Genomic DNA, 16161 nt, shown 5'->3' with positions numbered 1-16161 from the left:
GCGCGTCAGAGGATCCGGTTGAACCAGAGCAGCGAGAGCGCGGCGGACACCACCGCCAGCGCCGCCGCGGCCAGCGCGAACAGCCCCGAGATCTCGGTCTCCTTCTTCTCGACCGTGAGCTTGGAGCTGAGCGCGTTGTAGACCTTCTTCAGGTCCTGCGCGGTGCCGGCATAGAAGTACTCGGCATTGGTCTTCTGCGCGATCTGCTTGAGCGTGTCCTCGTCCAGGCGCACGCGCATGGACCAGCCCTCGAAGCCGATCGTCTCGCCGTCCACGGTGCCGATGCCCACGGTGTACACGCGCACGCCGCGGTCGGCCGCCATCTTGGCCGCCTCCAGCGGATCGACGCCGGTGGTGCGCTGCCCGTCGGTGAGCATGATGATCGCGGCCGAGTTGTACGAGCCCGGCGCCACCGGCGTGAACTCCTTCTTCTCCTTCTTCTCGCCGTCGATGGCGAAGCCGCGCGGCCGGTCGCGGCCGCCCTGCAGTGCCGCCAGCTCGATGCCCTGGTCGGGAAACAGCGTGGCCAGCGAGATCACGATGGCATTGCCGGTGGCGGTGGCGCGCTGCAGCTGGAACCGGTCGATGGCGGTGACCAGGTCCTCGCGGTTGATGGTGGGCAGCTGGGCGACCTGGGCCGAGCCGGCGAACGCGACGATGCCCACCTTCACGTGCCGCGGCAGCTCCGCCAGGAAGGCCTTGGCGGCCGCCTGCGCGGCCTCCAGCCGGCTGGGCTGGACGTCGGTGGCGCGCATGCTGCCGGACACGTCCATCGCCAGGATGATGGTCTGCTGCTGCGAGGGCAGCGTCACCACCGCCGTCGGCCGCGCGGCGGCCAGCAGCATCGCCACCAGCGCGAGCAGGAAGAGGGCGGGCGGGAGGTGGCGGCGCCAGCTCTGCCCCGGGCCCATCGCCTCCTTCACGATCGCGAGCGACGCGTAGCGAACCGCCAGCTTCTTCTTGCGCCGCAGCAGCCACAGGTACAGCAGCACCAGCAGCGGCGCCACGAGCAGCAGCCAGAGGAAATCGGGCCAGAGGAACTGCATGGGTCTCTTCCTTCTAGGCGACTTGCTTCAGGTGCGCCGGCAGGTTGCCCGTGGCCAGGCGGGCGCGCCGCTTGCGCATCTCGGTGAACCGGACCATGGCCTCGACGAGATCGGCGTCGGTGGACAGCTCCAGGGCGTCGACGCCGGCGCGCGCGAGCGACTCGCGCAACTCGGCCTCGCGCTGGGCGGCGATGCGCGCGAAGCGCTTGCGAAAGCCCGGGTCGTGGGTGTCGACCAGCACCTGCTCGCCGGTTTCCGCATCGCGCAGCGTCAGCAGGCCCAGGTCCGGCAGCTGCAGCTCCAGCGGGTCGAGCACGCGCACCGCGACGACCTCGTGCCGCTGGGCCAGCAGCCCCAGCGCGCGCTCCCAGCCGGGTTCGCTGATGAAGTCGGAGACCACGAACAGCGTGGAGCGCCGCTTGATCAGCGCGGCCGCCGAATCGAGCAGGTCGCGCAGTTTGGTCGGCCCGCTCTCGGTCGACGCGGGGCGGGCCTGGATGCTGTGCAGGATGTGCAGCACGTGGCGCCGGCCGCCGCGCGTGGGAATGACCGAGTCGACCCCGCTGCCGTACAGCATGGCGCCGACGCGGTTGCCGTGCCGCGTGAGCATGCGCGCCAGCACGGCCACGAAATCGGCCGAGACGTTGCGCTTGCGCTGCTCGCCGGAGCCGAAGTCCACCGAGGGACTGAGGTCCAGCAGGAACCAGGCCGCCATTTCGCGGTCCTCGGTGAAGACGCGCACGTGCGGCACGCCGCTGCGGGCGGTGACGTTCCAGTCGATGTGGCGCACGTCGTCCTGGTGCTGGTACTCGCGCAGGTCCGCCAGGTCCAGCCCGGCGCCGCGCAGCAGCGTGCGGTAGTCGCCCTGCAGCAGCCCGTCCAGGCGCCGGATCACGGTCCACTCCAGGCGCCGCAGCACGTGCTCGGCTCCCGCGACGGACGCGGGCGCGGGCGCCGGCGCGGCGGCGGGCGGGGGGGACCTACGCAGCCAGTTTTTCATGCTCGAGCGGACGAGGCGGCGCGGCGACCTTGCCCATGATGTGGCCGATCACCGTGTCCGACGTCAGTCCCTCGGAGAGCGCCTCGTACGACAGCACCAGCCGGTGCCGCAGCACGTCGGGCACCAGGTCGGTCATGTCCTCGGGCAGGGCGTAGGTGCGGCCGCGCAGCATGGCCAGCGCCCGGGCGCCTTCCGTCAGGTTGATGGTGGCGCGCGGGCTGGCGCCGAAGGTGATGTACTTGCGCAGGTCCTTCAGGCCGTGCTTTTCCGGCGTGCGGGTGGCCGACACCAGCTTGACCGCGTACTGCACGAGGGACGGATCGACATAGACGCGCCGGCACTCCTGCTGCAGGGCGGCCAGCTGCTCGGTGGTGGCGACTGCCGTCACCTGCACGGCCGGGCCGGTGACGCGCTCGACGATGACGTATTCCTCCTCGTCGGTGGGGTAGTCGACCAGCACCTTCATCATGAAGCGGTCCACCTGCGCCTCGGGCAGCGGGTAGGTGCCCTCGGTCTCGATCGGGTTCTGCGTGGCCATGACCAGGAACGGGTTCGGCACCCGGTGGGTCTCGCCGGCGATCGTGACCTGGCGCTCCTGCATCACCTCGAGCAGCGCGCTCTGCACCTTGGCCGGCGCGCGGTTGATCTCGTCGGCCAGCAGCAGGTTGGCGAACACCGGCCCGAGCGAGGTGGAGAAGTCGCCGGTCTTCTGGTTGTACACGCGCGTGCCGACCAGGTCGGCCGGCACCAGGTCGGGGGTGAACTGGATGCGCTTGAAGCTGCCGCGCACGGTGCTCGCCAGCGTCTTGACCGTCAGCGTCTTGGCCAGCCCGGGCACGCCCTCGACCAGCAGGTGCCCCTGCGCCAGCATGGCCACCATCACGCGTTCGAGGAAGCGGTCCTGGCCGACGACCACGCGCTTGACCTCGTAGAGGATCTGCTCCATGAGCTTGGCGGTGGCGCTGTCCTGGCGGGTGCTCTGGTCCATCGGTCGACTTTCGTGCAAGGGGAGGGAAGGCGCGTCAGAACGGCGGCAGGCCGGCGGCCGTGGCGGCGTTCTCGATCGGGACGGCGAAGCCGATGCCCAGGAAGGTGCGCGCGGGCGTCGGGTTGAGGATGGCGGTGACGATGCCCACCACCTCGCCGTCCATCGTCACCAGCGGTCCGCCGGAGTTGCCGGGGTTGGCCGCCGCATCGAACTGGATGAGGTTGTTCATCTCCTGCTTGCCCTCGGGCGAGCGGAACGAACGCTGGAGCCCGGAGACGATGCCGCCCGAGGCCGACGGGCCGATGCCGAACGGGAACCCGACCGCGACCACCTTGTCGCCGGGCTGCAGGTCGCCCGTGGAGCGCATGGTGGCGGCGATCATGTCGTCGGGGATCTTGTGGGCCTGCAGCACCGCCAGGTCGTTCTCCGGCTGCACGCCGGTGATCGACGCCGTGGCCTCCAGGCCGTCGAAGAAGGTGACCTTCACCTTGTCGGCGCCCGACACCACGTGCAGGTTGGTCAGGATGATCCCCTTGTCGACGATGACCACGCCGGTGCCCACGCCGGCCTCGATCTCGTCCTCGTCCGCGTCGGCCTCCGGGCTGCCGCGCGCGGGGCCCAGCGGCTTGGGCTTGGCGTCGCGCTGCGCATGGCGCTGCACCCACTCTTCCTTGAGCCGGCTCTTCTTCACGTAGCTGACCACGCGCACCACGGAGGGGCGGATGTTGTCGTAGGCCTTGGCGTACTCGGACGGCAGGACGTGCGTCTCCAGCGTCTTGAGCACGGCGGCGTTGATGTCCTGCTGGGTCAGCTTGCGCTGCACCGGCCGCAGCCCGAGCGAGAAGCTCAGGACGAGCAGGGCGGACAGCAGCGCGATGGCGGCCCAGAGCAGGGCGGGACTGGAGGCGGTGAGCCGCGGCCGGCGGGCCTGGGCGGGAGCGGCGGGGGCCGTCTCCGGGGCCTGCTGCGCGGCGGCGCTGGCCTGCTGCGCAGGAGCCGGACGGCTGGAGCTGTAGAGAGCTGGCCTGCGCATCGGAACACCTTCGGAAAAAGGGGCGGTTTCACTGGGGAAAACCGCGCGGCGACGGCACACGGTAGCACGGTTTGGCGGGCGCTGCACGGTGGATGCGGCATCATCGCCGCGTGCCGGACTTCGTCGACACCCACTGCCATCTCGACGCACCCGAGTTCGCTCGCGATGCCATGGATGTGCGCCGCCGCGCCGCGGCCGCGGGGGTGTGCCACTGCGTGATTCCGGCGGTGGCCGCGGCCCAGTTCGAGGTGGTGCGCGAGCTCGCGCGGCGCGGCGGCGACAGCTACGCGCTGGGCATCCATCCGCTGTTCACCCCGCAGGCGCGCGACGAGGACCTGGCCCTGCTCGACCGCAGCCTGGCCGCGCACGCCGCCGATCCGGAGCTGGTGGCGGTGGGCGAGATCGGGCTGGACTTCTTCGCGCCCGGCCTGGATGCGCGGCGGCAGGAAGTCTTCCTGCGCGAGCAGCTCCTGCTGGCCCGGCGGCACGGGCTGCCGGTCATCCTGCACGTGCGCCGCTCGGCCGACCGGCTGCTCAAGCATTTGCGGGAGGTACCGGTCGCCGGCGGCATCGCGCATGCGTTCAACGGCAGCGCGCAGCAGGCCCGGCAGTTCCTGGACCTGGGCTTCAAGCTCGGCTTCGGAGGCGCGGTGACCTTCGAGCGTGCGCTGCAACTGCGCCGGCTGGCGGCCGAACTGCCGCTGTCCGCGCTGGTGCTGGAAACCGATGCGCCCGACATCCCGCCCCACTGGCTCTACCGCACGGCCGCCGATCGCGCCGCCGGCCACGGGCAGGGGCGCAACGAACCGGGCGAGCTGCCGCGGATCGCGGCGGTGATCGCGGGGCTGCGCGGGATCGCGCTGGACGACCTGGCGCACGCCTGCACCGCCAATGCGATCGCGGCGCTGCCCCGGCTGGCACGGCTGCTCGCGGAGGCCGCGCCCGCGGACTTGCGATCATCGGGGGCATGAGCAAACGCCCGCCCCTGCCCGAAGTCAATTTCTCCGACCACGGCGACATCCGGTACCTGCACCTCGGCACCGAGTGGGTGCAGGGCTCGATGCGGCTCGACGAGCCGTTCGAGATCCACCTCGAATACGTGCAGCGCATGATGGCGTGGCTGCTGTTCGTCGACCCGGCGAGCGTGCCGCGCCGCCATGCGATGCAGCTCGGGCTGGGGGCGGCGTCGCTCACCAAGTTCTGCCACCGCAAGCTGCGGATGAAGACCACCGCGATCGAGCTGAACCCGCAGGTCGTGGCCGCCTGCCGCCTGTGGTTCAAGCTGCCCCGGGACGACAGCCGCCTGTCGGTGGTGCTGGGGGACGCGGGCGAGGTCGCCGCGCACGAGCACTGGCGCGGCCAGGTCGATGCGCTGCAGGTGGACCTGTACGACCACGAGGCGGCAGCGCCGGTGCTGGACAGCGAGGACTTCTATGCCGACTGCCGCCGCCTGCTGACCGAGGACGGCTGCATGACCGTCAACCTGTTCGGGCGCTCCTCCAGCTTCGAGCGCAGCCTCGATCGCATCCGCGCCGCCTTCGGGCCCGGCGCCGTGTGGGCGTTCCGGCCCACGCGCGAGGGCAACACCATCGTGCTGGCCCTGCGCACCCCGCAGCATCCGGCGCGCGGCGAGCTCGCGCAGCGCGCCGACGTGATCCGGGAGCGCTGGGGACTGCCCGCGCCCAAGTGGTTGCGCGTCTTCAAGCCTGTGGAATGATCGGGGGGATGAGCCCGAGCGCCCGCCTGAAGCCCTCCGCCCGCACGCCGTTCCGCGGCCTCCTGGACTGGCGCGTCCTCGTCGAGTGGCTGAGCGAGGACGGCGTGATCAGCGCCGAGGAGGCGCGGCGCACCATCGCCCGCTGCGCGCAGGCCGAGAGCTCGCAGCACCCGCTGGTGCGGCTGGCGGCGGTGTCGATGGCGCGCGCCAGCGACGGCAAGCCGCTGGACATCGAGGCCCTGACCCAGTACCTGGCGCAGCGCGCGGAGCTGGAGTACCTGCGCATCGATCCGCTGAAGGTCGACGTCGGCCGCGTCGCCGACGCGATGGGCGCCGGCTATGCGGAGCGCCACCGGGTGCTGCCGGTGCAGGTCACGGCCAGCGAAGTGGTGGTCGCGACCGCCGAGCCCTTCGTCACCGACTGGGTGGGCGAGGTCGAGCGCCAGTCGCGCCGCGGCGTGCGCCGCGTGGTGGCCAACCCGCAGGACATCGTCCGCTACACGGCCGAATTCTTCTCGCTCGCCAAGTCCGTGCGCGCGGCGCAGAAGTCGGGCGGCAACGCCGGCGGCGCCAGCTTCGAGCAGCTCGTCGAGCTCGGTCGCAGCAACCGCCAGCTGGACGCCAACGACCAGGGCGTGGTGCAGGTGGTGGACTGGCTGTGGACCTACGCCTTCGACCAGCGCGCCAGCGACATCCACCTGGAGCCGCGCCGCGAGCAGGGCGTGATCCGCTTTCGCATCGACGGCGTGCTGCACCCGGTCTACCAGATGCCCATGGGCGTGCTCAATGCCATGACGGCGCGCATCAAGCTGCTCGGCCGCATGGACGTGGTGGAAAAGCGCCGACCCCAGGACGGCAGGATCAAGACCCGCAACCCGCGCGGCGACGAGGTCGAGATGCGCCTGTCGACGCTGCCCACCGCGTTCGGCGAGAAGATGGTCATGCGCATCTTCGATCCCGACACGGCGGTCAAGGACCTCGATGCGCTGGGCTTTTCGCAGCACGACGCGCAGCGCTGGGAGGCCCTGGCCAAGCGCCCGCACGGCATCATCCTGGTGACCGGCCCGACGGGCTCGGGCAAGACGACCACGCTGTACTCGACGCTCAAGCGCATCGCCACCGAGGAGGTGAACGTCAGCACGGTGGAGGACCCGATCGAGATGATCGAGCCGGCGTTCAACCAGACCCAGGTGCAGCCACAGCTGGACTTCGGCTTCGCCGAGGGGCTGCGGGCGCTGATGCGGCAGGACCCGGACATCATCATGGTCGGCGAGATCCGCGACCTCGAGACGGCCGAGATGGCCGTGCAGGCCGCGCTGACCGGCCACCTGGTGTTCTCCACCCTGCACACCAACGATGCGCCCAGCGCCATCACCCGCCTGATGGAACTGGGCGTGCCGGGCTACCTGATCAACGCCACCATGCTGGGCGTGCTCGCCCAGCGCCTGGTGCGCACCCTGTGCAAGCAGTGCCGCGAGCCCGACCCCGAGGCGCCGCGCGGCCCGGTCGAGGAGGTGGTCCGGCCCTGGAAGCTCACCGGTGGCTGGCGGCCCTACCGGCCGGTGGGCTGCGTGGACTGCCGCATGACGGGGTTCATGGGCCGCATGGGCCTGTACGAGCTGCTGACGGTCAGCGAGGCGTTCAAGGAGCGCGTCTCGCGCGAGCCCTCCATCGACGCGCTGCGCCGCCAGGCGGTCGCCGACGGCATGCGCCCGTTGCGGCTGGCCGGCGCCCTGCGCGTGGCCGAAGGGCTGACCACGCTCGAGGAAGTGCTCACCGCCACCCCACCGCTGGAAGGCTGAGGCGCCCCGCAGACGCCCGGCTGCCCCCTGAGTTCGCCCAACGAGTGGAAACGAGTACGTGAAACCCACACCCGGCTGACTGTCACCTGACCTCCAAAATCCGTCCCTTCGGAAAGAATCGAGGAGACGTGTCTTGAGGATCAAGAGCCAGAAAGACTTCTTCGCCGGCCTGATGTTCACAGCGACCGGCGTCGCGTTCGCCTGGGGAGCCACCAACTACACGATCGGCTCGGGAGCCCGCATGGGCCCGGGCTACTTCCCGCTGATGCTGGGCATCCTGCTCGCCATCCTCGGCCTGATCGTGACGTTCGGCGCCCTGGTGGTCGAGACCGAGGACGGCGAGCCGGTCGGGCGTTTCGCCTGGCGCCCGCTGGGCTTCATCATCGGCTCGAACATCCTGTTCGGCATCCTGCTGGCGGGCCTGCCGAGCCTGGGCGTCCCGGCGATGGGACTGATCGTCGCCATCTACGGCCTGACGTTCGTCGCCGCCCTGGCGGGCGACGAGTTCAACGCGAAGGAGGTCGCCATCCTGGCCACCGTCCTCGCGATCGGCAGCTACCTGGCTTTCGTGGTCCTGCTCAAGTTGCAGTTCCCGGTGTGGCCGAGTTTCATCAGCGGTTGAGGACCCCGGCACCATGGACCTGATTACCAACCTCTCGCTCGGCTTCGGCGTGGCCTTCACGCCGATCAACCTGCTGTACGCGTTCATCGGCTGCCTGCTGGGCACGCTGATCGGCGTGCTGCCCGGCATCGGCCCGGTGGCCACCATCGCGATGCTGCTGCCGGCCACCTACGCGCTGCCGCCGGTGTCCGCGCTCATCATGCTGGCGGGCATCTACTACGGCGCCCAGTACGGCGGCTCCACCACCGCCATCCTGGTGAACCTGCCGGGTGAATCGTCCTCGGTGGTGACCGTGATCGACGGCTACCAGATGGCCCGCCAGGGCCGCGCCGGCCCGGCGCTTGCCGCCGCGGGCCTGGGCTCGTTCTTCGCCGGCTGCGTCGGCACGCTGATCCTGGCCGCGTTCGCCGCCCCGCTGACCGAAGTGGCGTTCAAGTTCGGCCCGGCCGAGTACTTCTCGCTGATGGTGCTGGGCCTGATCGGCGCGGTGGTGCTGGCCTCGGGCTCGCTCGTCAAGGCGGTCGCGATGATCGTGCTGGGCCTGCTGCTCGGCCTGGTCGGCACCGACGTCAACTCCGGCGTCGCGCGCTTCTCGTTCGACATTCCGGAACTGACCGACGGCATCGGCTTCATCGTCATCGCCATGGGCGTGTTCGGCTACGGCGAGATCATCAGCAACCTGTCCAAGCACGCCGACGAGCGCGAGGTGTTCACGGCCAAGGTGCAGGGCCTGTTCCCGACCAAGGAAGACTTCAGGAACATGGCGCCGGCCGTGCTGCGTGGCACGGCGCTCGGCGCGGCGCTGGGCATCCTGCCCGGCGGCGGCGCGCTGCTGTCGGCCTTCGCCGCCTACACGATCGAGAAGAAGACGGCGCTGCGCCCGGGCGAGGTGCCGTTCGGCAAGGGCAACATCCGCGGCGTCGCCGCACCCGAGTCGGCCAACAACGCAGGGTCGCAGACCTCGTTCATCCCGCTGCTGACGCTGGGCATTCCGCCCAACGCCGTGATGGCGCTGATGGTGGGCGCGATGACCATCCACAACATCCAGCCGGGCCCGCAGGTGATGACCAGCAACCCGCAGCTGTTCTGGGGCCTGATCGCCTCGATGTGGATCGGCAACGCGATGCTGGTGATCCTGAACCTGCCCCTGATCGGCATCTGGATCAAGCTGCTCACGGTGCCCTACCGCTGGCTGTTCCCCGCCATCGTGTTGTTCTGCGCCATCGGCGTGTACTCGACGAACAACAACACCTGGGACATCTGGATGGTCGCCCTGTTCGGCGTGATCGGCTACCTGTTCATCAAGCTCGGGGCCGAACCGGCGCCGCTGCTGCTGGGCTTCATCCTGGGGCCGATGATGGAGGAGAACCTGCGCCGGGCGCTGCTGCTCTCGCGCGGGGACTGGGGCGTGCTGGTCACCCGTCCGCTGTCGGCCAGCCTGCTGGCCGCCGCGCTGGCCCTGCTGGTGATCGTGCTGCTGCCGTCGATCAAGGCCAAGCGCGAGGAAGCGTTCCAGGACGAGGACTGAGCGCGGCGGGGTCCAGCGCCGCTGGCGCGACCTGGGGCGCCGCGGCTCGCCGCTTCCGGACACGGCGAAGGAGCCGCTCGTCCCCGTCTTGCTCCCTTCCCTCCAACGGCGCCCGTCCCGGGCGCCGTTGGCGTTTGTGCGCCATGCACAATGCCGAGAGGAGGACCGATGCCTGCTTCCATCACGCATCCACGCAAGCATCCGCAGCGCGCCCTGTTGCACAACGAGATCCATGCCCGGCCGCCGGACGCCATGGCCCCACCACTGGCGATCACCCACGTGGTGATGGCGTGCGACGCGGCCGAGCGCGAAGCGAGCCGGAATCACCTGGCGGTGCTCCTGCGCGAGCACCACCTGCCGCAACCGGACGGCCAGACCACCCACCTGCGCATGGACGTCGGCAGTTTCCGGCTGCGCTGGGAGCTGCACACCGAGTTCGTCAGCTGGACATTCCAGCGCCAGTTCGATGCCGCGGGATTCGGCAGCCGCGAGCCGGAATCGGCACTGCAGGACGTGCCGCGGGACTGGTTCGCAGCGCTGCCTGGCCAGTGGCTGGCCGGCCTGCACCTGTGGGTGCTGCCAAGCCGCTCCTTCGGCGAGGACCCGCTCACCGGCCACGTGCTGCACGAGGACACGCTGGTGGCTTCGACCGTCGCCGATGGCCACGGCGAGGTCTACACCGACTTCGCGCTGCATGCCGACGGCTTCGCCCGCATGGTGCTGCTGGCCGGGACGATGTCGCCGCGCGGGCTGGGCCGGCTGGTGCAGCAGTTGCTCGAGATCGACACCTACCGGATGGCTGCGCTGCTCGGGCTGCCGGCGGCGCGCGACGCGTTCACGGCCCTGGGCCAGGCCGAACGCGAGTTGGCGGGCCTGGCAGGTGCGATCCGCGTGGCCGGGCGAAGCGACGAGCCGCAGCTGCTGGACCGGCTGACCAAGCTGGCCGGCGAAGTCGAGAGCCAGTACGCGGCGACCCACTCGCGCTTCTCCGCCAGCGCGGCCTACTTCGAGCTGGTCGACCGCCGCATCGCCGACATCGGCGAATCGCGCCTGGCCGGCCAGCAGACGCTGGGCGAGTTCATCGCGCGGCGGCTGTCGCCGGCGCGCAGCACCTGCGGATGGGCCGCGCGGCGCCAGGAGGCGCTGTCGCAGCGCGTCTCGCGCATCAGCAACCTGCTGCGCACCCGGGTGGAGATCGAGCAGCAGCAGAGCGCGCAAGGCGTGCTCAGCGCGATGAACCGGCGCCAGGGCCTGCAGCTGCAGCTGCAGGCCACGGTGGAGGGCCTGTCCGTGGCCGCCATCACCTACTACGTGGTGGGCCTCGTCAGCTACCTCGCCAAGGGTGCGCACGCGCTGGGCTGGCCGTTCACGCCCGAGGCCACCGCGGCGACCGCCATCCCGCTGGTCGCGGCTGGCGTGTGGCTGTCGTTGCGCCGCCTGCACGAGCGCGTGCTGCAGGACAGCCAGTGAGCGCTTCCCGCGCCCTGATGCCGGGGCTGCTGTACGCGGTCGTTGGCGCCATCGCCTTCAGCGGCAAGGCCATCATCGTCAAGCTGGCGTACCGCCACGGCGTCGATCCGGTGACGCTGATCATGCTGCGCATGCTGTTCGCGCTGCCGATCTTTCTCGTGATGGCCTGGTGGGCCAGCCGCGGCAAGCACGCACTGCAGCCGCGCGAGTGGGCCGGCGTGGTCGGCCTCGGCGTGAGCGGCTACTACATCTCCAGCTTCCTCGATTTCGCCGGCCTGCAGTACGTGACGGCGTCGCTCGAGCGCCTGATCCTGTACCTCAACCCCACGCTGGTGCTGCTGCTCGGATGGGTGCTGTACCGCCGGCCGTTCCACCGGGTGCAGGTCATGGGCATGGCCATCAGCTATGCCGGCGTGCTGCTGGTGTTCGGCCACGAGATCGGCGTCGTGGGGCCGGACGCGGCCTGGGGGGCGACGCTGGTGTTCGCCAGCGCCGTGACCTACGCCGTGTACCTGGTCTACAGCGGCCAGCTGGTGCAGCGCATCGGCTCGCTGCGGCTGGTGGGGCTGGCGACCTCGGTCGCGTGCCTGTGCTGCATCGTCCAGTACGCCGTGCTGCGGCCCTGGGACACCGCGCTGGCCGTGGCGCCAGAGGTGATCTGGCTGTCGGTGCTGAACGCGACGCTGTGCACGGCGCTGCCGGTGCTGCTGGTGATGATGGCCATCGAGCGCATCGGCCCGGCGCTGTCGGCGCAGACCGGCATGGTCGGGCCGCTGTCCACCATCCTGATGGGCGTGCTGATCCTGGACGAGCCGTTCACCGGCGGGGTCGTCGCCGGCACCGCGCTGGTCATCGCGGGCATCTTCGTGTTCACCCGCGGCCGGACCGCGCCGGCGGCCGGCACCGGTGACCGGGTGGGCGCCGGCGAGGACGCGGCGCCCCGGGCGCGCTGACGCCGCGCGCCGCGCCGAGGTCGCACTGCCGCGTTGGCGCCCCCCGCGCGGAGCAGGCCCGTGCTACGCTGACCGTGCCGCGCGCGGGGCACTTCCCGACCCGGTCGCGCGCCGAGAACCAACCCCGAGGTGGCCCATGCGATCCTTTGCTGCACTCCTGCTGCCGTGCGTCGTCCTGGCGGCCGGCTGCGCGACCCACCCCGAGCCCGCTTGCGAGCTCACGTCCGTCCCGGCCGACGCCGTGTTCGGCGTCCGCCATGGCGTCGACACGGCCACCTACCCGTCGCGGATCCCGCGCGACCTGACCGGCTGCCAGCGGGTCTGGTACGGCGAGCGCCAGCGGCCCGAGGCCATGAAGATCCTGGCGACCTATTACTTCCAGCAGGGCCATGTGCGCCGGTTCGTCGGGACGATGCCGGGCGGCCCGGCCTTCGACTGCCGCTACCAGGACGGCGTGCTGGACGCGCAGGCGTCGCAGAACGCCGGCCAGTGCCCGGACGCGGCGCAGATCGAGCCGCGCGACTAAGGGCCGCCACGCCGGCAGGCCGCCGGGCGAGGGCAGGGGTTGGAGGCGGGGAATGACTTCGCCGTGGGGACCAGTGACGCCGGCGCCGGCGTTCAGCCGGGGCCGCGTCACGCCGTCCCGTCGCCCGCCACCGCCTCGCGCAGCACCTCGCGCAGCCAGACCTGCGCCGGGTCGGCGTGGGCCCGTGCATGCCAGCCCATGGCCACCGAGAAGCCGGGCACCTCGCAAGGCGGCGACAGCACCGCCAGCTGCGTCGACCAGCGCCGCGCCAGCCGCGCCGGGACAGTGGCGACCAGGTCCGAGCGCTCGATCAGGGCCGGCACCAGCAGGAAGCTGTTGAGCGACACCTGCACCGACCGGCTGCGGCCCAGCGCCTGCAGCGCATCGTCGACCGCGCCGGTGAAGCCGCCGCCCGCGGGTGACACCATGGCGTGCGCCAGCGTGCAGAAGGTGTCGAGGTCCAGCGGCCGCTGCGCCGCCGGATGGTCGCGCCGCAGCACGCACAGGAAGGTCTCTTCGTAGAGCCGGCGCGCATGCAGCGCCTGCGGCATCGCGCCGGGCGTGAGCAGCGCCAGGTCCAGTTCGCCGGCCGCCAGCTGCTCGGGCAGGGCCCGCAGCTCGACGCCCTGCATGGCCAGCTGGCAGTGCGGCGCCAGCGCCGCGAGCCGGGCCGCCAGCGGCGTGCTGGCCATGACGTGGATCGCATCCGTCGCCGCGATCCGGAACACCTGGCGGGCCGCCAGCGGATCGAACTGCCGGCCGGCCGCGATCAGCCCGTGCACGCCGCCCAGCAGGTCGCGCAGAGGCTCGCGCAGCGCCAGCGCGCGCGAGGTCGGCGTCATGCCGCGGGGCGCCGGCACCAGCAGGGGGTCGCCGAAGGCCTCGCGCAGCTGCCGCAGCTGCGCCGACAGCGCCGGCTGCGACAGCCCCAGCCGCGCCGCTGCGCGCGTCACGTTGCACTCCGCCAGCAGGGCGTCCAGCGACACCAGCAGGTTCAGGTCCAGGCGCGGCGGGATCATGGGTATTAGCTGTTTGGATGGCATGTATAAGAACAATCCATTTTACGGATTGGTGAGCGGTTCCTACAGTCCTCCCATCGCTTCGCAACCCACCCGGAACACGCATATGTCCATCGCTCAACAACGCATCCTGATCATCGGCGGCTCCAGCGGCATGGGGCTGGCCACCGCGCAGCGGCTGGCCCGCGCCGGCGCCGAAGTCTTCATCGCCGGCCGCGACCAGGCCAGGCTCGACGCTGCCGTGGCCACCATGGACGGCAAGGCGGTCGGCATCGCGGCCGACGCCACCGATCCGGCCTCGCTGGCGGCACTGATGGGCCGCATCGGCCGGCTCGACCACCTGGTGCTGGCCGCCGGCGGCGGCGCGGCCTGGGGCCCGTTCGCCCAGGTGACACCGGAGGCGCTGCGCAACGCGCTCGACCTCAAGCTGCTGGGCTACTGGCAGGCCCTGCAGGCCGCGCTGCCGGTGCTGCGCAAGGACGGCTCGGTCGTGATGCTGACCGGCGCCGCTTCGCGCGTGGCCATGAACGGCACCGCCGGGCTGGCCGCCGTCAACGGCGCGATCACCCAGCTGGCGCAGACGCTGGCGCGCGAGCTGGCGCCGCTGCGCGTCAACGTGGTCTCGCCGGGCCTGGTCGACACGCCCGCCTACGACGGCATGCCCGCCGAAGCCAAGGCCGGCATGTTCGCGGGGGCCGCCAAGAGCCTGCCCGTCGGCCGCACCGGCCGCAGCGAGGACATCGCGCCGGCCGTCGAGATGCTGATCGCCAATGGCTTCGCCACCGGGGTGCTGCTCGACCTCGACGGCGGCGCCCGCATGCCGCTGTGAGGCCTGGTCGACCATGCACGCACTGATCGTTCTCGCCCATCCCGAGCCACGCAGCTTCAACGGCGCGATGGCCGACACCGCCGCCCAGGCGCTGCGCGCGGCCGGCCACACCGTGGCCACCAGCGACCTGTACCGGATGGGGTTCGACCCCGTCTCCAGCCGACGCAATTTCACCAGCGTCCACGACGCCGACTACCTGAAGCTGCAGCTCGAGGAAATGCACGCCACCGAGACCGGCGGATTCGCGCCCGAGATCGAGGCGGAGATCGCCAAGATGGAGGCGGCCGACCTGATGGTCTGGCAGTTCCCGCTGTGGTGGTTCGGGCTGCCGGCCATCCTCAAGGGTTGGGTCGACCGCGTGTTCGCCATGGGACGCACCTACGGCAACGGCCATATCTACGAGACCGGGCGCTTTCGCGGCAAGCGGGCGCTGCTGTCGGTGACCACCGGCGGCCCGCAGCCGGCCTACCTGCCCGGCGGATTCAACGGCGACCTCGACGCGATCCTCAAGCCGATCCAGCGCGGCATGCTCAATTTCACCGGCTTCTCGGTGCTGGCGCCGCAGGTGACCTACGCGCCGGCGCGCGCCGACGACGCGCAGCGCCAGGCCTGGCTGGCCGCCTGGGCGCAACGGCTGGCGACGATCGAGCACGAGTCGCCGATCGACGTCGGCACCTATTGAAGCCCTTCCTCCTTGATTGACGAGAACTCCATGACGAGCAACATCCTCATCACCGGCGCGAGCGGCGGCTTCGGCCAGCGCACCGTGCACACCCTGCTGCAGCGCGGCCACGCCGTGGCCGCGTCCATGCGCGACATCGGCGGCAAGAACCGCGCGGCGGCCGACGAGTTCCGCCGCGTCGGCGCGACCGTCGTCGAGATGGACGTGACGCAGGACGCCAGCGTCGAGGCTGGCGTCGCGCAGGCCATCGCCGCCCTCGGCCGCCTCGACGTCGTCGTGAACAACGCCGGCGTGGGCGTGCTGGGCGTGCAGGAGACCTTCACGCCGGACGACTGGCGGCGGCTGTTCGACGTCAACGTGTTCGGCGTGCAGCGCGTCAACCGCGCCGTGCTGCCGCACATGCGCGCGCGCGGCTTCGGCCTGCTGCTGCAGATTTCCAGCCTGCTGGGCCGCATCGCCATCCCGTTCTACGGTCCGTACAACGCGTCCAAGTGGGCGGTGGAGGCGATGGCGGAGAACTACCGGGTCGAACTCTCCGGCTTCGGCATCGACGTCGCGATCGTCGAGCCGGGCGGTTTTCCGACCACCTTCATCGACGCCCTGATGCGCCCGAGCGACCGCAGCCGCGACGCCTCGCTGGGCGGCATGGCCGAGTCGACGCAGAAATTCCTGCACGAATTCGAAGCGGCCCTGGAGGCCAACCCGGCGCAGGATCCGCAACTGGTGGCCGATGCCGTTGCCGACGTGATCGGCACGCCGGCCGGCCAGCGGCAGTTCCGCACCATCGTCGACAGGATGGGCATGGGCGCCGCCATCGGCCCGTACAACGAGCAGCTCGAGCAGCTGTCCGCCGGCATCTATGGCGCCTTCGGCATCGGCCATCTGCGGCAGCTGAAGACCGACAACTGAAGACCGGCAGCCGAGGGCAGACCCCGCACAGCCGCCT

General features: G+C 71.1%; 16 protein-coding genes. 11 read left to right on the top strand and 5 right to left on the bottom strand.

Annotated features, from left to right (window positions below):
* Nucleotides 1-5 precede the first annotated feature (5 nt).
* The 4 genes from AC3ANR_RS17630 to AC3ANR_RS17615 are packed head-to-tail and all read right to left on the bottom strand — an operon-like array spanning nucleotide 6 to nucleotide 4067.
* Nucleotides 6-1046, bottom strand: coding sequence for a VWA domain-containing protein (locus AC3ANR_RS17630; RefSeq protein ID WP_488289406.1), 1041 nt, complete (start codon nucleotides 1044-1046; stop codon nucleotides 6-8).
* A gap of 13 nt (nucleotides 1047-1059) precedes the next feature.
* Nucleotides 1060-2046 carry a DUF58 domain-containing protein gene (locus AC3ANR_RS17625; protein ID WP_488289405.1) on the bottom strand — a complete coding sequence of 329 codons (987 nt, stop codon included), beginning with the start codon at nucleotides 2044-2046 and terminating at the stop codon, nucleotides 1060-1062.
* Nucleotides 2027-3034 carry an AAA family ATPase gene (locus tag AC3ANR_RS17620; protein WP_488289404.1) on the bottom strand — a complete coding sequence of 336 codons (1008 nt, stop codon included), beginning with the start codon at nucleotides 3032-3034 and terminating at the stop codon, nucleotides 2027-2029. The genes AC3ANR_RS17625 and AC3ANR_RS17620 overlap by 20 nt, the downstream gene beginning before the upstream one ends.
* Before the next feature lie 34 nt (nucleotides 3035-3068).
* Entirely contained in the window at nucleotides 3069-4067 is a 999-nt protein-coding gene (locus AC3ANR_RS17615; RefSeq protein ID WP_488289403.1) for a S1C family serine protease, read from the bottom strand.
* A 110-nt stretch (nucleotides 4068-4177) separates the two neighbouring features.
* Between AC3ANR_RS17615 and AC3ANR_RS17610 the strand changes: the two genes are divergently transcribed.
* From AC3ANR_RS17610 to AC3ANR_RS17575, 8 genes are all read left to right on the top strand, one after another.
* The gene (locus AC3ANR_RS17610; protein WP_488289402.1) at nucleotides 4178-5038 is read left to right on the top strand and encodes a TatD family hydrolase; all 861 of its coding nucleotides are present in this window, start codon (nucleotides 4178-4180) and stop codon (nucleotides 5036-5038) included.
* Nucleotides 5035-5784, top strand: a complete 750-nt coding sequence (locus tag AC3ANR_RS17605; protein ID WP_488289401.1) for a class I SAM-dependent methyltransferase — start codon at nucleotides 5035-5037, stop codon at nucleotides 5782-5784. The genes AC3ANR_RS17610 and AC3ANR_RS17605 overlap by 4 nt, the downstream gene beginning before the upstream one ends.
* Nucleotides 5785-5792: 8 nt before the next feature.
* Nucleotides 5793-7586 carry a type IV pilus assembly ATPase TfpB gene (tfpB, locus tag AC3ANR_RS17600; protein ID WP_488289400.1) on the top strand — a complete coding sequence of 598 codons (1794 nt, stop codon included), beginning with the start codon at nucleotides 5793-5795 and terminating at the stop codon, nucleotides 7584-7586.
* Between the two features lie 133 nt (nucleotides 7587-7719).
* Nucleotides 7720-8208: a tripartite tricarboxylate transporter TctB family protein gene (locus tag AC3ANR_RS17595; protein ID WP_488289399.1), complete on the top strand. Its 489-nt coding sequence runs from the start codon at nucleotides 7720-7722 to the stop codon at nucleotides 8206-8208.
* 13 nt (nucleotides 8209-8221) lie between these two features.
* On the top strand, nucleotides 8222-9736 hold the full coding sequence (locus tag AC3ANR_RS17590) for a tripartite tricarboxylate transporter permease (protein ID WP_488289398.1): 1515 nt from the start codon (nucleotides 8222-8224) through the stop codon (nucleotides 9734-9736).
* Between the two features lie 168 nt (nucleotides 9737-9904).
* Nucleotides 9905-11206, top strand: coding sequence for a DUF3422 family protein (locus AC3ANR_RS17585; protein WP_488289397.1), 1302 nt, complete (start codon nucleotides 9905-9907; stop codon nucleotides 11204-11206).
* 17 nt (nucleotides 11207-11223) lie between these two features.
* Nucleotides 11224-12159: a DMT family transporter gene (locus AC3ANR_RS17580; RefSeq protein ID WP_488291840.1), complete on the top strand. Its 936-nt coding sequence runs from the start codon at nucleotides 11224-11226 to the stop codon at nucleotides 12157-12159.
* 136 nt (nucleotides 12160-12295) lie between these two features.
* Nucleotides 12296-12685 carry a hypothetical protein gene (locus tag AC3ANR_RS17575; RefSeq protein WP_488289396.1) on the top strand — a complete coding sequence of 130 codons (390 nt, stop codon included), beginning with the start codon at nucleotides 12296-12298 and terminating at the stop codon, nucleotides 12683-12685.
* Nucleotides 12686-12792: 107 nt separating this feature from the next.
* On the opposite strand, the gene AC3ANR_RS17570 is transcribed toward AC3ANR_RS17575, so the two are convergent.
* A complete protein-coding gene (locus AC3ANR_RS17570) occupies nucleotides 12793-13704 on the bottom strand; it encodes a LysR family transcriptional regulator (RefSeq protein WP_488289395.1) in 912 nt (303 codons plus the stop codon).
* Nucleotides 13705-13810: 106 nt separating this feature from the next.
* Between AC3ANR_RS17570 and AC3ANR_RS17565 the strand changes: the two genes are divergently transcribed.
* From AC3ANR_RS17565 to AC3ANR_RS17555, 3 genes are read left to right on the top strand one after another with little or no spacing between them, the layout of a single operon-like run.
* A complete protein-coding gene (locus AC3ANR_RS17565) occupies nucleotides 13811-14533 on the top strand; it encodes an SDR family oxidoreductase (protein WP_488289394.1) in 723 nt (240 codons plus the stop codon).
* A gap of 13 nt (nucleotides 14534-14546) precedes the next feature.
* A complete protein-coding gene (locus AC3ANR_RS17560) occupies nucleotides 14547-15215 on the top strand; it encodes an NAD(P)H-dependent oxidoreductase (protein ID WP_488289393.1) in 669 nt (222 codons plus the stop codon).
* Between the two features lie 30 nt (nucleotides 15216-15245).
* Nucleotides 15246-16124 (top strand): SDR family NAD(P)-dependent oxidoreductase, encoded by an 879-nt coding sequence (locus tag AC3ANR_RS17555; protein WP_488289392.1) that lies wholly within the window; start codon nucleotides 15246-15248, stop codon nucleotides 16122-16124.
* The last annotated feature ends 37 nt before the right edge of the window (nucleotides 16125-16161 follow it).

It is taken from the genome of Ramlibacter sp. JJN2-2R, from assembly GCF_057747835.1.
The sequence above is the reverse complement of the archived record's forward strand: the minus strand, read 5'-3'. Positions and strand labels throughout refer to the sequence as shown.

Bases quoted from the DNA above. Each gene is read 5' to 3' on its own strand.
- AC3ANR_RS17625 (WP_488289405.1), bottom strand. From the start codon at position 2,046: ATGAAAAACTGGCTGCGTAGGTCCCCCCCGCCCGCCGCCGCGCCGGCG.
- tfpB (WP_488289400.1), top strand. From the start codon at position 5,793: ATGAGCCCGAGCGCCCGCCTGAAGCCCTCCGCCCGCACGCCGTTCCGC.
- AC3ANR_RS17620 (WP_488289404.1), bottom strand. From the start codon at position 3,034: ATGGACCAGAGCACCCGCCAGGACAGCGCCACCGCCAAGCTCATGGAG.
- AC3ANR_RS17605 (WP_488289401.1), top strand. From the start codon at position 5,035: ATGAGCAAACGCCCGCCCCTGCCCGAAGTCAATTTCTCCGACCACGGC.
- AC3ANR_RS17630 (WP_488289406.1), bottom strand. From the start codon at position 1,046: ATGCAGTTCCTCTGGCCCGATTTCCTCTGGCTGCTGCTCGTGGCGCCG.
- AC3ANR_RS17615 (WP_488289403.1), bottom strand. From the start codon at position 4,067: ATGCGCAGGCCAGCTCTCTACAGCTCCAGCCGTCCGGCTCCTGCGCAG.
- AC3ANR_RS17570 (WP_488289395.1), bottom strand. From the start codon at position 13,704: ATGATCCCGCCGCGCCTGGACCTGAACCTGCTGGTGTCGCTGGACGCC.
- AC3ANR_RS17555 (WP_488289392.1), top strand. From the start codon at position 15,246: ATGACGAGCAACATCCTCATCACCGGCGCGAGCGGCGGCTTCGGCCAG.
- AC3ANR_RS17575 (WP_488289396.1), top strand. From the start codon at position 12,296: ATGCGATCCTTTGCTGCACTCCTGCTGCCGTGCGTCGTCCTGGCGGCC.
- AC3ANR_RS17560 (WP_488289393.1), top strand. From the start codon at position 14,547: ATGCACGCACTGATCGTTCTCGCCCATCCCGAGCCACGCAGCTTCAAC.
- AC3ANR_RS17580 (WP_488291840.1), top strand. From the start codon at position 11,224: ATGCCGGGGCTGCTGTACGCGGTCGTTGGCGCCATCGCCTTCAGCGGC.
- AC3ANR_RS17590 (WP_488289398.1), top strand. From the start codon at position 8,222: ATGGACCTGATTACCAACCTCTCGCTCGGCTTCGGCGTGGCCTTCACG.
- AC3ANR_RS17565 (WP_488289394.1), top strand. From the start codon at position 13,811: ATGTCCATCGCTCAACAACGCATCCTGATCATCGGCGGCTCCAGCGGC.
- AC3ANR_RS17585 (WP_488289397.1), top strand. From the start codon at position 9,905: ATGCCTGCTTCCATCACGCATCCACGCAAGCATCCGCAGCGCGCCCTG.